Source organism: Kistimonas scapharcae (assembly GCF_039540975.1).
Lineage (GTDB): Bacteria > Pseudomonadota > Gammaproteobacteria > Pseudomonadales > Endozoicomonadaceae > Kistimonas > Kistimonas scapharcae.
The window spans coordinates 1-18,500 of record NZ_BAABFL010000445.1; the positions used below are offsets into that span (position 1 = coordinate 1).

Here is an 18,500-nt window from a genome sequence, read left to right on the forward strand (position 1 = left end):
GATGACATCCTGATGGGCGGCACCGGCGCGACGACCGGCAATGACACCCTGGACGGCGGCGCCCACGGCGCCAATGGCGACACCGTCAGTTACGCCCAGAACAGTGCATGGGTTTCGGTTGATCTTTCTGCGACGAGTGATCAGGTCCGTGAAGCAGGTGCTTTGACGGATACCTTGATCAATATTGAAAATGTCATTGGTTCTGTTGCCGACGATACGTTGACGGGCAATACCTTGGCCAATGTCTTGTCGGGTGGTGATGGCGATGACGTTTTAAGTGGTAATGAGGGCGCTGATACCCTCAACGGCGGCAATGACAACGATATTCTCAATGGTGGTGCCGGTATTGATACCCTCGATGGTGGTGCTGGCATCGATACGGCGGACTACAGCAGCAATACCAATGATGTAGTGGTTGACCTTTCGGCAGGTACTGTGCGGGCCACGGAAGGTGGCGTACTGACAGATACATTGACCAGTATCGAAAATGTCACTGGTGGTAGTGGCAACGATACCCTGACCGGTGATGATTCCGTTAATGTCCTTGATGGCGGTGCGGGTGATGACACCCTGAAAGGTGGCCTGGGAGCCGATGATCTGAATGGCGGCAGCAATACCGCCATTGGTGATACTGTCGATTACACGGATGCGACCGGTGCCGTTACCGTCGATTTGTCCGTCGCTTCACCACAGGCGCTCATTGTTGGGGAATCTTCAGACACATTGTCCAATATAGAGAATATTGACGGAGCCAGTAGTCATGCTAACACGCTGACCGGCAGCAGTGTGGCTAACACCCTGCGGGGAGGCAGCCAGGACGATACCCTGAGTGGCAATGCGGGGACTGATACCCTGGAAGGCGGTGCCGGCGCTGATACCCTGAGCGGTGGTGCGGATGCAGATACCCTGGACGGTGGAGATGGTAACGATATCCTGAAGGGTGGCACTGGTGCGGATACCCTGCGTGGCGGCGCGGATGAGGATACGGCGGATTACAGTGACGTCACCACGGTGGTAACGGCAGACCTGTCGGCAGCTTCTCCACAAGCCATTGTTACCGGTGATGCCACCGATACCCTGGACAGTATTGAGAATCTGATTGGAGGGAGTGGAAACGACAGCCTGACCGGTAGTAGCGCGGCCAATACGTTACAGGGGGGGGATGGTGATGACACACTGTCCGGTTTAGGTGATGCAGATACTCTGGAGGGTGGCGATGGTGATGACACGTTACGTGGTGGCGAGGGCAGTGACACGCTAACCGGCGGTAACAGTGGTGAAACCAATGGTGATACTGCCGATTACAGCACCCACCTGAGAAAAATTACGGTTGATCTGGATACCGGTAGCGGTAGTGGTTCAGCGACTGACAGCACCTCAGACGTAGATACGTTAACAGGGATAGAAAATGTTATTGGCACCAACTGGGACGATGACATTACTGGTGATAACAACGTCAATACCCTGAGTGGTGGTGGTGATGCGGATACCCTTCGGGGGGAAGGCGGCAATGATACCCTGCAGGGTGGTGCTGGTAATGACACGCTGATTGGTGGCAGTGGTAATGACACCTTTGATGGCGGTGATGATATCGATACGGCCAGCTATGCGGACAGTCTTGTTGATATCAGTGCCAACCTGAAGACAGGATCAGGTAGTGATGGGCTGGGTGGAGTTGATACTTATGTCGCCATAGAGAATGTTATCGGCGGTGCGGGTGATGACACCCTGATCGGGTCAGACAGTAGCACCGTAGGCAACCAACTCACCGGAGGTGATGGCGACGATACGCTCACCGGCGGCGGCGGTGACGACATTCTGGATGGTGGTGAAACCGATGAAACCCTGGGTGATACGGTTGACTTCAGTGATACCGGTAGCGTAGGGGTAACCGCGAGTCTTGCCGATGGTACCGCCACTGACAGCCTGGGTGGCAATGATACCCTGCTTAACATCGAGAACCTCACCGGCACCAATGATGCAGACAGCCTGACCGGTGATGCCAGCGCCAATACCCTGAAAGGCATGGAGGGTGATGACACCCTGGTTGGCGGTGATGGAAATGACACGCTGAATGGTGGGGAAGGGGCTGAAACCAATGGTGATACAGCCGATTACAGCGCCGCTACGGTTGGTCAGGATCTGACCATAAACCTCAGTAGCAGTACCGCCACTGACCAGTTTGGTGCGACGGATACGCTTCAGGATATTGAGAACGTCACGGCCGGTGCCGGTGATGACACCCTGACTGGCGACAACGGGAATAATGTTCTCACCGGTAATGCCGGTGATGACGTGCTGTCTGGCGGTGTGGGTTCGTCCACCGGTGCAGATACCCTTAATGGTGGTGCTCACGGTGCAGGTGGCGATACGGCCGATTACAGCCTCAATACCAGCGGCGTGGAAGTAGACCTGTCTGCCAGTAGCAATCAGGTGAAGGAAGGCGGTCTTGCGACGGACACCCTGATTGATATCGAAAATGTGAATGGTACCGGCAGTGATGATTTGTTAACCGGTGATGGTGAGGCGAATGTTCTCTCCGGCAATGGCGGTGCGGATACCCTGCGAGGCAATGGCGGGAATGACACTCTCAATGGTGGCGCGGAAAACGATATTCTGAATGGCGGGGCCGGTATCGATACCCTCAATGGTGGTGCAGGGAATGATACCGCGGATTACAGCAACAACACGGAGGTTGTGACGGTCAACCTTTCCCTCACCAATAACAAGGTGACAGAAAATGGCCTGATAACGGATATTCTCGACAGTATTGAAAATGTCATCGGTGGTTCTGCCGGCGATACCCTGACGGGTGATGGCAATGCCAACGTCCTGAAAGGCGGGGACGGTGATGATGTTCTGGCCGGCGGTCTTGGCGGTGACACACTGGAAGGCGGCGATAATGATACCGGTGGTGATACCGCTGACTACACCTCTGCAGGTGGATCCGTCACCATTGACCTGTCAGTTGCCTCACCGACGGCCATTGTGACGGGGGATGCACCGGATTCGCTGGTCGGCATAGAAAATATCTGGGGCGGCAATCTGGGCAACAGCCTGACGGGTGATAACCAGAATAACCTCCTGCGCGGTGGAACACTGACCGATACCCTGATCGGTAATGGGGGCGCTGATACACTGGAAGGCCTGGCAGGCGCTGACAGCCTTGAGGGTGGTGCCGGAGACGATACCCTGGATGGCGGGGACGGTGATGACACCCTCAAAGGCGGATTGGGTGCTGATATATTGCGCGGTGGTTTGGATAACGACACCGCCGATTACAGTGACGCGATAGGCAATGTGGATGCGGATCTGTCTGCGGCCACTCCCCAGGCAGTCGTATCCGGTGACGCAACAGATACGCTGGAAAGCATTGAAAACCTGATCGGTGGTACCGGCGATGATTCGCTGACCGGGAACAGCCTTGCCAATACCCTGCAGGGCGGCAGCGGTACCGACACATTATCCGGTAACGACGGCGATGATGTGCTCGAAGGCGGCGATGGTGATGACACGCTCAGCGGCGGTGAAGGCAGTGATACCCTGCGTGGCGGCGAGAACCTGGAAACCAATGGCGATACGGCTGATTACAGCGGACACCTGCGTGCTATTACCGTCAACCTGGATGCAGGCACTGCCACCGATGCCACAACGGATGTTGATACGCTGGTCGATATCGAAAATGTCATCGGGTCAACCCGTGGTGACACGCTCATCGGGGATGCGGATAACAATACGCTCAATGGCGGTGATGGTGGTGATACCTTCACTGGTGGTGCCGGTAACGATGTGATTATCGGCGGTGATGATGCCAGCACGGATGTGGTGGATTATTCTGCAGAAACAGCCAATGTCACCATCGATCTGGAAAACCAGTCTCTCAATAATGACGGCCAGGGCGGCAGGGATACATTAACTGGTATAGAAGAATTCATCGGCGGTTCCGGTAGTGACACCATCAGTGGTGACAGTAATGCTCAAACCATTAAAGGCGGAAGCGGCAACGATATCCTTAATGGACGTGATGGTGATGACACCCTCATCGGTGGCAGTAATGACGACACGCTGTCAGGTGGAGCCGGGCAGGATACATTGACCGGAGGGGGTGGTAACGACACGGTCGATTACAGCTATCAAACGACAGAAGTCGTAACAGTAAACCTTGCCACCAACCAGGCCACAGAAGGCAGTATCACAGAAACCCTGAGCAGTATCGAGAATGCTATCGGTGGTGCGTTGAACGATACGCTGACCGGCAGTGATGTCGCCAACAACCTGAATGGCGGTGGTGGTGATGACATCCTCCGGGGCGGTGATGGTGCTGACACCCTTGATGGCGGCACCACTGGCGAGACCAACGGTGATACCGCTGATTACAGTCTGGATAGCGGTGGGGTTACGATTGATCTTGATGGTATTTCGACGGATGGGAATGGCGATCAGGATACCCTGCTCAATATAGAAAATGTCATAGGCAGTAATCACGATGATTCCCTGACCGGTAACAACAGTATCAATAATCTGCAGGGCGGATTAGGTAACGATTTCCTTTCCGGTGAAGATGGCGCGGATACCCTGGATGGCGGTGGTGAGAACGATACACTGAGAGGCGGTGATGGTGCAGATACCCTGCAGGGCGGATCAGGTATTGATACCGCCGATTACAGCCAGGATGGTCTGGCAGGTATCACCGTCGATCTTTCCGTTGAAGCGGGCATGACACCTGCCACTGCCATTGATGGTTCCGGCACGACCGACTCCCTGTACAGCATTGAAAATATTATCGGCAGCCAGGGTGCGGATACGATAACGGGTAATGATCAAGCCAACCTGCTCCAGGGCGGTGATGGCGCAGATACCCTTAGCGGTGGCGCCGAAGATGACACGCTGGAAGGTCAGGTGGGTGATGACATCCTGAAGGGCGGTGCAGGTGATGATACGCTGGATGGCGGCGCTGGTCTGGAAGATACCGCAGATTACAGTGATGAAACCGGTAATGTCACCGTTAACCTCTCAGCGTCTGCACCCCAGGCAACGGATGGCACCGGTGGTTCTGACACATTAATCGGCATCGAAAATGTCAACGGTGGCTCCGGAGATGATCAGCTGACCGGGGATGCCAATGAAAACCGGCTCGATGGTGGCGCAGGGAATGATACGCTGGTTGGCGGTCAGGGGGCTGATGAGCTGATCGGCGGTAATGATATTGATACTGCGGATTACAGCTCCAGTAACCTGTTTGTGAATGTCAACCTGCAGACAGGTACGGCATCGGCCGACGGCTTCGGTTTCTCCGATACGCTCAGTGGCATTGAAAATGTCATCGGCAGTAATGGTGATGACACCCTGACCGGTAACACAGAGGACAATGAACTGTCAGGTGGTCTTGGCAGTGACACCTTCTCCGGTGGCCAGGGGAATGACACGTTCCGTGGCGGCAGTGACGGCAGTGCCGAAAACACTGTCGATTATACCAATGCAGCCGGAGCCGTGACCGCCAGCCTGACGGATGGCATGGCAACGGATGACGGTGACAGTGGGCAGGATACGTTCTTTGATATCGACAATATCCGGGGCAGTGGGAATGATGATTTTCTCACCGGCGATGGCAATGCCAACGATCTCTATGGTGGTGCGGGTGATGACAATCTCAAGGGCCGTGCCGGGAATGATCGCCTCGAAGGTGGCGCCAATACGGCGGTAGGTGATACCGCCGACTATTCCCTGGCCGCCAATGCCGTCAATGCAAATCTTTCCATCAACAAGGCAACGGATGATGGGGATTCCGGTCAGGATGACTTGATTGAGATTGAAAACCTCATCGGCAGTAGCTCCAACGATGTGCTGACGGGGGATGGTAACGCCAATACCCTGCAGGGCATGAATGGCAACGATACCCTGAATGGTGGGGCGGGTGCCGATACGCTTGAGGGCGGGGATGGCTCTGACACACTCATCGGTGGTGCAGGGGCTGACAGTCTTGATGGTGGTACGGGTACTGGCATCGATACGGTGGATTATTCCTCCGATCTGGATGGCAACAGCGATACGATCGGCGTCATCCTTGACCTGTCAGCCACATCCAATCATGCCACTGATGGTAGTGGTTCTATTGATCAGGTCACAAATATTGAAAATGTCATCGGCAGTAACTTCAAGGATACCCTGACCGGTGATGCCGGTATTAACACCCTGTCCGGTGGACTTGAGGATGACATCCTGGCCGGCGGCGCCGGTGCTGACACGCTGGATGGTGGCAGCGAAGGCAGTGGCGGTGATACGGCGGATTACACCAACGCTTCCGGTTTTGTCACGGCAGATCTGTCTGGTTCCACTGATACTGCCATTGTTGATGGTGATGCCACCGATACGCTCATTGATATTGAAAACATTACCGGTAGCGCGTTTGCCGATACCCTGACCGGAGATGGTGGAGCCAATACGTTATTAGGCAATGATGATGATGACACCCTGAGTGGTGGCGGTGGCGACGATACGCTGGAAGGCGGTCTGGGGGCCGATACCCTGGATGGCGGTCAGGCCGCCGATACACTCCGGGGTGATGCCGGCGATGATACGCTGACCGGTGGCAGTGGTGCTGACATCCTCGAAGGTGGGGATGATGCGGATATCCTTGAGGGAGGCTCCGGTGCTGATCAGCTCAGAGGTGGCGATGGAACGGATACGGCGGATTACAGTAATGAGGCCAATAGCATAACCGTTGACCTCGCCGCAGCGACTCCCAATGCGACGGATGGTTCAGGTTCTACTGATACGTTGGATAGTATCGAAAACATTATTGGTAGTGCCGGTGGTGACACGATTACCGGTGATGATCAGGTTAACCTGTTGCAGGGCGGTGATGGCAACGACATCTTGCGGGGTGGTGGTGCGGGTGACACCCTGGAGGGTGGCAATAATGCTGATACCCTTTATGGCGATGCTGGCGATGACACCCTGGAAGGTGGCAGTGGCGCCGATACCCTGGATGGTGGTATCGGCAGCGACACACTGAATGGCGGTGGCGGTAACGATACGGCGGACTACAGCCTGGCATCGGGCAGTGTGAATGCTGATATTTCCGGGCCAACGGATACCGTCACCGTGGGCAGTGACACCGATACCCTGATCAGTATTGAAAATATCACGGGCAGTACGCACGCCGATGTCATTACTGGCGATGACGGCGTGAATGTCCTGCGTGGTAATGCAGACAACGATACCCTCTACGGTAATGCTGAAGACGATGAGCTGTATGGTGAAGACGGCGATGATACGCTGATTGGCGGCAGTGGCAGTGATGTGCTCAATGGCGGTGAAGGCAGTGAAACGAACGGTGATACTGTCGATTACACCAGTCATGGCCGTATCGTTAACGTTGATCTCAGTGCCGGAACGGCCACTGATGGCACGGCGGATACTGATACCCTGACCGACATCGAAAACATCAAGGGCAGCGGACTGGGTGATACGCTGACCGGTGATCTTAACGCCAATGTCATCGAAGGCCAGAATGGCAACGATACCATCAACGGTAATGCCGGTGCTGACACCCTGATGGGCGGCAGTGGTGATGACATCCTGATTGGCGGCCTCGGCAGCGATACGCTCAATGGTGGCACGACCGGTGAAACGGATGGTGATACCGCCGACTACAGCAGCGCAGCCAATTCGGTGAATGCAGATCTTTCCCTTGGTACTCCCCAGGCCACTGTCAGCGGTGATGCGACGGATACGCTGATCAGCATAGAAAACCTCCGTGGCAGTGACCATGCCGATACCCTGACGGGCGACGATAACGACAATGATCTCTATGGCGGTGATTCCGCCGATACGCTGACCGGTAATGGCGGTGTTGACCTGCTCTATGGCGAAAGCGGTGATGACGTGCTTGTGGGGGGCGATGGTAATGACACGCTGAATGGTGGCACTGGCGGTGAATCGGCGGGAGATACTGCGGATTACAGTGCCAGAACCACCTCTGTCACTATCAACCTGCAAAACCAGGCACTCAATAATGATGGTAACGGCGGTCAGGATACCCTGGTCAATGTGGAAAACATTACCGGTGGCAGTGCGGGTGACACCCTGACCGGTGATAGCGGTAATAACGTGCTGACCGGTAACGATGGGGATGACACCCTGGCCGGTGGCGGAGGTAATGACCGTCTGGTGGGCGGTGGCGGTTCTGATGTGGATACGGCGGACTACAGCAATGCGGCAGGCATTGTGGTTGCCAGTCTGGCGGATTCGGAAGCGACCGTTGATGGTGACGGCGGTACGGATGAACTCATTGATATTGAAAACCTGATTGGTGGTGGCAGTAACGACACGCTGACCGGCGACACGGAGGTTAACCTGTTGCAGGGTGGTGGTGGCAACGACACCCTGAGCGGGGGCGCTGGCGGAGATACCCTGGAAGGGGGGGATAACGACGACACCCTGACTGGCGGTGCCGGTATTGATATTCTCCGGGGGGGCAATGGCACGGATACCGCCGATTACACCGATGCGTTGAATGGTGTCACCGTTGACTTAACCGCAGGAGCCAACCAGGCGTCTAATGACGGCTATTTCACCAGTGACACACTGGACAGCATCGAGAATGTGACCGGTAGCCAGAATGCGGATTCCCTGACGGGGGATGCCGAAAACAACGTCCTGACCGGGTTGGGCGGGGCAGACACGCTGTCCGGTGGTATTGGTGTTGACACCCTGGATGGTGGTACCGGCGATGACATCCTGACGGGTGGTACGGGCGGTGATACCCTGTTAGGGGGGGCGGGTAATGATGACCTGACCGGTGAGGAAGGTGCTGACACCCTTGAAGGGGGTGACAACGATGACACACTGCGCGGCGGTAGCGGCAATGACACCCTGAAAGGCGATGCGGGTACCGATACCGTCGATTACAGTGGTGTAACCGGCATTGTGAATGCCAACCTGTTTACCAATCTGGCGACCAGTGATGGTGACGGTGGTCAGGACACCTTCGAAAACATTGAAAACCTGATTGGCGGTACCCAGGGGGATACACTGACCGGTAATAACCTGGGTAACCGGTTGGAAGGGCGTGAAGGCAATGACATCCTCAAGGGGGGGCTGGGTGATGATGTCCTCATCGGTGGTGATGATGTCGGCACAAGGGATCGTGTTGATTATGATGATGCGCTGAACAGTGTCACGGTCAACCTGACGAATGGAACAGCCTCCGGTGCTAATGGCAATGATACTTTGACCGGCATTGAGGATATCAGGGGCAGTAATCATGATGACATCCTGACCGGCAGTAGTGTCGCCAATGTCATTGAAGGACTGGATGGCGCTGACACCATCCGCGGCGAAGATGCTGCGGATACGCTCCACGGTGGTAATCAGAACGACACGCTCTATGGTGGCGATGGCGATGACACCGTCAATGGCGATGCCAATGATGACACCATCAGCGGTGGTGCCGGAAACGATACCCTGAATGGTGGCGCTGATTTCGATACGCTGGATTACAGTGACTACAGCAACGATCTGACCGTTAACCTCAATCTCACCCAGGTCAACGCGGGTGTTGGTGATGTGGATACCATCAGCAACTTTGAAGCGGCGACTACCGGCAGTGGCAACGACACACTGGTCGGGACCACGGCAGCCAATACACTAACGGGTAATGCAGGTACAGATAGCCTCACTGGCGGTGATGGGGATGACACGCTCAATGGCGGTGCTGGTGACGATACCTTCATCGAAGGCGCCGGCAGTGACACCATTGATGGTGGTGCCGATACGGATACCGTGGATTACAGCAGCCTGGGTGCCGGTCAGTCTGTTCAGGCGACGCTGGTACTGGGCGGTGATGGCACCGCAGTATCCGGTGCCGATACCGATATCCTGCGTAATATTGAAAATATCATTGGTACCAACGGTAACGATACCCTGACCGGTAATGCGGTCATCAACGAACTGACCGGCGGACTGGGGGACGATACGCTCACCGGCGGAGCGGGTAGCGATATCCTCAATGGCGGTGACAATACCGACCGTGACACGGCGGATTATTCCTCGAATACCAGCACACAGGGCATTGTTATCAACCTGGGTAACCAGGCGTTGAATAACGATGGTCAAAGTGGTGTGGATACGCTGACCGGTATTGAAATTATTCGCGGTGGTGCCGGTGATGACCAGATTACCGGTGATGCGGAGGACAATGATTTCTACGGAAACGGTGGTGCCGATACCCTGATTGGTAGCAATGGTAACGACAACCTCTACGGTGGTGACCAGAATGACACGCTGAGAGGGGGAGACGGTATTGACCTGCTGGATGGTGGCTCAGGCACGGATACGGCGGATTACACCGATGCGACCGGTGATGTTGAAGTCAATCTCACCACCAACCGGGCCAGGGAAGGTGGCATCCTGACCGATTCCCTGAATGATGTTGAGAATATCCTGTCCGGCGCTCATAACGATACGCTGGTCGGCAGTGGCGGCGCCAATCGCATTGAAGGCGGGCAGGGTAATGACAGCATTACCGGCGGTGCCAGTGATGACCAGCTGTTTGGTAATGAAGGTGCGGATACCTTCATCGAGAGTTTCGCCAGTGACAGTGACACCATAGATGGTGGCACAGAAGTCGACACGGTTGATTACAGCGGTGTGACAGGCAATCAGCTCACGGTTGACCTGGATAATGGTTCGGGAGGGGATACCGGTTCCGCCACTTTCAGTGGAAACCCCGGGGTTACTGACACCTTGATCGACATTGAGAATGTCACCGGCACCGATGCAAACGATGACATCACCGGCAACAGTGAGGATAACGTGCTGGCCGGCGGCGGTGGTGATGACCGGCTGGTCGGTGAGGCGGGTGATGATACCCTTGACGGCGGCGCTGAAGGCTCTGGCGGTGATACGGCCGATTACGGTTACCAAACCAACGACATCATCATCAACCTGGCGGATAACACCAATAACAATGATGGCCATGGTGGACAGGATACCCACATTGATATTGAGAATGTCACGGGTGGCTCTGGCAACGATACACTGACCGGCGATACACAGGACAATACCCTAGATGGTGGAGCAGGCAATGATACGCTTGCCGGTGGTGCCGGTGACGATACCCTGAACGGTAATGGCGATATTGATACGGTGGACTACAGCAGCGCTGTTTCAGGCCTGACGGTTGATCTGTCCAGCGCCGCCCTGGTGAATGATACGCTGGGTGGTCAGGATACCCTGCAGTCCATTGAAAACATTATTGGCGGCGATTCTGCGGATACCCTGACAGGTAGCAATGTTGCCAATGTGATTCAGGGAGGCCTGGGAGGCGATACGCTCAGCGGCCTCGAAGGAAACGATACCCTTGAAGGGGGTGATGGTGATGACACCCTGAACGGTGGCAATGACATTGACACACTTCGGGGCGGAAACAATGACGATACCCTGATCGGCGGCGCTGGCAACGATAACCTCTTTGGTGACGGTGGCAATGATACCGCCGATTACAGCGCACAAACACAGGCCGTTACCATCAACCTGTCCAACCAGACTGTCAATAATGATGGACAGGGTGGCAGGGATACACTGTCCAGTGTCGAGAATCTTTCCGGTGGTTCCAATAATGATACTCTGACGGGCGATAACCTTGGCAACATTCTCCATGGTAATGCGGGTAATGACGTTCTGAGCGGCGGTGGTGGTGCTGATCAGCTCTTTGGTGATGCGGATGACGACACCCTGCGGGGCGGTGCCGGCAGCGATACGCTGGATGGTGGTGGTGGCACCGGCGATACCGCCGATTACACCGGACACGGCAGTGCGGTAACCGTCACGCTGACGAACGGCGGTGCCGGCAGTGGTACGGCGACGGATGCGGGTACCAGTGATACCGATACGCTGGCAGGCATAGAAAACATTACCGGCAGTAGTGGTGATGACACGTTAACCGGGAATGACCTGGCGAATGTTCTCAATGGTGGAGATGGTGCAGATACGCTTAAAGGCGGCGATGGTGCGGATATCCTGCGGGGTGGGAATGAAAGCACCGATACCAGCAATGCCGATGTGGCTGATTACAGTGGTGCTACCGGTGCGCTGACCATTGACCTTGCCAGTGAGGAAGCCAGCAATGACGGCTATGGTAACCGCGATGATGTGATTGATATTGAGCGTGTCATTGGTACGTCGCATGATGACTCGATTCGTGGTGATGCGGTCAGCAACCATCTGACCGGCGGAGATGGCAACGATACCCTTTATGGTGCCGGCGGTGTTGATACCCTCACAGGTGGTGATGATGTGGGAACTGTTGATACCGTGGATTACAGCAGTGCAGGTAGCTTTGTTAATGTGGATTTGTCGTCGGGTGTCGCTTCCAATGACGGTGATGGTTCCAACGACATCCTGGTGGGTATTGAGAACGTTATTGGTACCAGTAATGGTGACACGATCACCGGGGATGACAATGCCAACAAGCTGGAAGGTGGTAATGGCGCTGACACGCTGACAGGTAATGGTGGTGATGATGAGCTGCTGGGTGGTGAGGGTAACGACATTCTCGATGGCGGCCTCGGGGCGGATACGCTGAATGGTGGGCTAGGTAACGACCGGGTTGATTACAGCGCGTTCACCGGTTCACTGACCATTGACCGTTCCGGTGGTGGTAATAGTTTCCAGGTGGATCTGGGTGGCGGCAACATTGATACGTTGATCAGTATTGAAGATCTGGTACTGGGCGAAGGGGATGACTACATCATTGGCGACAACAATGATAACCGTTATGACGGCGGCATTGGTAATGACACCCTCGAAGGTCGCGGTGGTGACGACATCCTCAATGGTGATGAAGGCAACGACACACTTCAGGGCGGTGCTGGCAGCGATACCATGGATGGCGGTGAAAGTGCCAACGACAACGATACCCTCGATTACTCTGATACAACGGCTGGTCTGACGATTGACCTCGGTGCCTCCAGCGTTGTGGATGTAGGTCGTGGTACTGACATTATTGCCAACTTTGAATCTGCCAACGGTGGTTCCGGTAATGACACACTGATTGGTACCGCTGAAGTCAATATCCTCGATGGCCAGGGAGGTGATGACACCCTCTACGGTAAGGCCGGCTCCGATACCCTCATAGGTGGTGCTCATGGCAGTGTTGGTGACACCGTGGATTACAGCTCCCACGGTAGTAATGTCACCGTCACGCTGGGTGCCGGTGGTGACGGTACGGCTTCCGATGGTTCTGATACCGATACGCTGCAAGGCATTGAAAACATCAATGGTTCATCCGGTAGTGATACGCTGACGGGCAATGATGAAGTAAACACCATCAATGGTAATGGCGGTGTGGATACCATCCATGCCGGCGGTGCTGCGGATATCGTGAATGGTGGCGACGGTGCAGACATTATCAATGGTGATGCCGGTGCTGACATCATTCACGGTGATGGTGATGGCGATACCATCAATGGTGGTAATGATGACGATACGCTTTATGGTGATGCCGGCAATGACACGCTGAACGGTGATGCCGGTGATGACACCCTCTATGGCGGTACGGGTAACGATACGCTGAATGGTGGTACGGAATCGACCAATGGCGATACCGTTGATTACAGCGGAAAAGGTGCTATCACCGTTGATATGACGCTGGGCAGCAACCAGGTCAGCAATGATGGTGAAGGTGGTCAGGATACGCTGATTGAAATAGAGAACATTATCGGCACCAGCGGCAACGACAGTATTACCGGGAATGCTGACAATAACCGGTTTGAGGGTGGCGATGGTTCTGACACCCTGAATGGTAATGCCGGTAATGACACCCTTCTGGGAGGCGGTGGTGTCGATACCATTGATGGTGGTGCCGACAACGACACCATTGAAGGTAACGATGCGAATGACGTCCTGACAGGTGGCCAGGGTGAGGACTTCCTGAAAGGTGGTGCAGGTGAGGATACCCTACTGGGCGGCGATGATGACGATACGCTTTGGGGAGAAGGGGATAACGATACGATTGACGGTGGTGCCGGTAACGACAACATTAATGGTGGTAGCGGTACTGACACCCTGCTGCTGACTGGCGCTACTCAGGCGGTAGACATCGACCTCGGCAGCGGTACGGCGACCAATGACGGTTATGGTACCAGCGATAGCAGCATTATATTTATCGAAAATGTCACACTGGGCGGCAATGGTGGTGTGGTAACCGGTACCACCGGTGTGAATGTACTGACCGGCAGCACGGGTGTGGATGAATTCCATGGCAATAGCGGGAATGACACCCTGCTCGGGAATGAAAATAATGACAGGCTTTATGGTGATGCCGGGGCGGACACTCTGCTGGGTGGAGCCGGTGACGACATCATCGAAGGCGGTACTGAAAACGATATCCTGCGTGGTGAAGACGATAACGATACCCTGCGTGGCGATGCCGGTCAGGATCAGTTATTTGGCGATGCCGGTGTCGATACCCTGGAAGGGGGAGATGATGCCGATACCCTGGAAGGTGGCGATGATGGCGACTTCCTCTATGGTGGTGCTGGCGCAGATACCCTGAGAGGTGACGCGGGCGGGGATCAACTCAATGGCGATGCCGGAGATGACAACCTCGACGGTGGTGCGGGAGCGGATACGCTCAATGGCGGTGATGATAACGATACCCTGACCGGTGGTACCGAAGACGATACCCTCAATGGTGATGCCGGTGATGATACGCTGATCGGCGGTGCAGGGAATGACATCCTTAACGGCGGCGCAGGCACGGAAGACTGGGCGGATTACAGCAGCGTGGCCGGCAATGTGGTGGCGGATCTCAGCGACACCGTTGGCACCAATGCCCAGGATGGCGAAGGTTTCAGCGATACCCTCAGTAATATCGAACATATCCGGGGCAGTGCCCAGATCGATGACCTTACCGGTGATGGCAGTGCCAACCATTTTATAGGCAATGGTGGTGATGACATCCTTTCCGGTGGCGGTGGCGCGGATCATCTGGAGGGCGGTAATGGCAATGATTATCTCACCGGTGGTGCAGGCGCTGATACCCTCGACGGAGGAGAAGAAGCGGGGGATAACGATACGGTTGATTATGCCAGCGAGACGGCCACGGTCACCGTAGATCTCGCCTCAGCTTCCCAGACAGCCACTGTCAGCGCAGTCACTGACAATCTCTTTGGTATTGAAAGCGCGGTAGGCGGTAGTGGCGATGATACGCTGACAGGGAATGGCGATGCTAACACCCTGACCGGTAATGCTGGCAATGATGTAATCAACGGCGGTGCCGGAAACGATACCCTGAATGGCGGTGATAATGATGACACGCTCAATGGTGGTCAGGGCAATGACAGCATTGACGGTGGCAGCGGTAATAATGACCTGCTGGATCTGAGTACGGCGACCCACAGCATCAACCTGGATCTGGGGGATGGTGAAGCCGTGCAGGATGGATACGGGTCTTCTGACAGTACCATTACGGGGATTGAACACGTCACCGGTGGTGCGCAAGCTGACAATATCACCGGGAATGCTGCAAATAATATCCTGCGTGGCGGTGGTGCGGCAGACCGGCTGTCCGGTGGTAATGGCGCCGATACACTCTATGGTGACGGTGGTGCCGATACGCTGGAAGGCAATGGCGGAGATGACACCATCTACGGTGGTGATGGTGATGACACGATTACTTATGCCGATGCAGGTGCCGTCACCGTCAACCTTGCCACCAACAGCGCGACAGGTGAAGGCAATGACAGCATCTATGAAATCGAGAATGTTATCGGCAGCTTCTCGAACGACACCCTGATAGGGGATAGCGGTGCGAATAACCTTAACGGCAGTAATGGTGATGACACCCTGAAAGGTGGCGGGGGAGACGATGTGCTGGATGGCGGAGATCACAATAGCCTGGGCGACACCGTGGACTACAGTGATGCCACCGGCGTTGTTACCGTCAACCTTGCGGGACAAACTGGCAGTAGTACGGATCAGGGCAGTGACACCCTCAATAATATTGAGAACATTGTGGGTAGTAACCAGGGTGATACGCTGACGGGAAGCACAGTCAACAATACGATCAGCGCGGGTACTGGAAATGACACCATTTACGCGACCGATGGCAGTGATACCCTGGACGGTGGCGGAGATACCGACACCGTGGATTACAACTCGGCCCATTTCAATGGTTCCGGAACTGGTATCACCGTCATTCTGAACGGTGCGTCCAACGGCTCAGCCATCCACGGCAGTGATACCGATACCCTGAAAAATATCGAAAATGTCATTGGCACCAGCAATGCTGATGCCATAACCGGTGATAATGCCAATAACACGCTGACAGGGCTGGCGGGCAATGACGTATTAAAAGCAGGCCTGGGCACCGACACGCTGGATGGTGGTGATGATACGGATACCGCCGATTACAGCGGACATGCCAACGCGGGAATCACTGTGGTGCTCAATGGCAGTGGGGTGGGCACGGTGAATGATGGCACGTACACCGATACGCTGCGTAATATCGAGAATATTACGGCGACAGACGGTGTTGATACCATTACAGGTGATGATGAAGACAATGTGATCAATGCGGGTGCGCAGAATGACACCATTCACTCCAGTGGCGGTACCGATACCATTGATGGCGGCAGTGGCAGTGACACCCTCAATTACAGCACCAATGCCAGTGGCCTGACCGTAACCCTGAACGGTGTATCGAATGGTACTGTTTCCAAGGGAGGCAATACCGATACGGTGAAAAATGTTGAGAATATCATTGGTACCAGTGGTATTGACACCATGACCGGTGATGGCAGCAATAACAGCTTTGAAGGTAATGGTAACAACGATACTTTCTTTGGCAGTGCCGGTAATGACACGCTCGATGGCGGTGCTGACACGGACACGGTTAATTACTCAACGATTACTGGTGGCGTGACAGTGACACTGGTGGATGCAGGTGATGGTTCAGCCACCAAGACCACGGGTACGGATACCCTGAGGGGAATAGAGAATGCCACAGGGACGTCGGGTCAGGATACGTTAATCGGTAACAGTTCCAACAATAATCTGCAGGGGGGCGCGGGTGATGATACGCTCCGCGGTGGTGCAGGCTGGGATACCTTGAATGGCGGCGCTGAAGGCTCCTTGGGTGACACCGTGGATTACAGCCAGGACAGCGGTAATGTTACTGTTGATCTATCAGCCAACTTTGCAGTGGATGGTGGAGGAGGTGTTGATACGCTGACGGATATTGAAAACATCATCGGCTCTGATGATGCGGCGGGCGATACTCTGCGCGGGGATGGTGAAGCCAACACCATTGATGGCGGCGGCGGTAATGACGACATTCAGGCTGGTGCTGGTGACGATACCATTAACGGTGGAACCGGCAACGATACCATCAATGGCAACCAGGGTAATGACACCATCAACGGCGATGCCGGCGATGATTCCATCCATGGTGGTTTCGGTAATGATACGCTGGATGGCGGTTCCAACACGGCAGCAGGCGATACCCTGGATATGGTGGGCAATGTTACCGGCCCCAGCGATACTCCGGATGATATCACCGTTGATCTCTCTGCAACGCCTGATGCCCAGGGCTACATCACGGTTAACAAGAGTTATGGTGGTGGCGCCAATACCGGTACTGACAAGATTAAGGGTTTCGAGAACGTCACAACGGATCACGGTGATGACACCCTGATCGGCGACAACGCCAATAACGTGCTCACCAGTGGTCAGGGTGTCGATATCCTGCGGGGTAACAACGGTGCTGATACGCTGAATGGTGGCTCCGGTGATGATACGCTCGAAGGTGGTGCTGGCGCTGATGCGCTGAATGGCGGGGATGACAACGATACCGCCGATTACACGAATGATGCCAATGGTGTCACTGTCAACCTGCAAACCAACTCTGCGACGGATGGCGGCGGCAGCACGGATACCCTGAGCAGCATTGAAAATGTCCTGGGTTCCAATAACACGGTGACGGGTGACACACTGACTGCCCACAGCACCATTGCCAATGTGCTGAATGGTCAGGCCGGTAACGACACCCTGACCGGCTATGCGGCCGATCAGCTGATCGGCGGGGCTGGCGACGATATCCTCAATACCAACTGGGCGGCCTTACAGAACGGTTCCACGAGAATGGATGGTGGAGCCAATAATGACACGCTCAATCTGGATGAAGGCGCGACCTTCAACCTCAGTTCTTACACCAGTCTGATCGATAACATGGAAAAAATTGATTTCACCGGAGGAAATGCCGATACCATCACTATCTCCATGAATGATGTCAGTGCCATTACGGGCAGTAACAGCCTGACCATTGATGTTGATAACGGCACCGACGGCATCACCGTGAATGATTTCGACAACGTCGTGAACAACGTCAATCAGGATGTTTATACTGACAGCAGTGGTAACACGATAACCGTGAACTTCCTCTGATTTGTTCAGACAAGCCGGTTCAGAGGGCGCACAGACAACGGATTGCAGCG

At 55.0% G+C, this 18,500-nt stretch carries 1 protein-coding gene; it reads left to right on the forward strand.

Annotated features, from left to right (window positions below; all coding sequences use genetic code 11):
- Positions 1-12: 12 nt before the first annotated feature.
- On the forward strand, positions 13-18,450 hold the full coding sequence (locus ABD892_RS18955; protein WP_345197613.1) for a hypothetical protein: 18,438 nt from the start codon (positions 13-15) through the stop codon (positions 18,448-18,450).
- Positions 18,451-18,500 lie beyond the last annotated feature (50 nt).